We start from the raw sequence: 254 nt of genomic DNA on the forward strand, positions 1-254 counted from the left end.
TGAAGCGTTCGACCTTGCCGTTGGTCTGCGGTCGGTAGGCGCGAGTCAGCTTGCCGACCGCGTCCAGGTCGGCCAGGGCCTGTTTCCAGGCGAAGCTCTTGCGGTAGGGCCAGGCGTTGTCGGTCAGTGAAGTTGCCCCGGTTTGATGGACAACCTTTCGCTTTGGGACACTGGGTCCCGCAAGGAGGAGTTCATCGTGCCAAGGACGCGTCCGGCTTACCCGCCGGAGTTCCGTCGCCAGATAGTCGAGCTGG

1 pseudogene is annotated in these 254 nt (G+C 63.4%); it reads right to left on the reverse strand.

Annotated elements, in window-relative coordinates:
* Positions 1-254 (reverse strand): annotated as a pseudogene (locus tag RNC47_RS37505) (hypothetical protein); the annotation flags it as partial.

The sequence above is a fragment of the Streptomyces millisiae genome, assembly GCF_031845425.1.
Classification (GTDB): domain Bacteria; phylum Actinomycetota; class Actinomycetes; order Streptomycetales; family Streptomycetaceae; genus Streptomyces; species Streptomyces millisiae.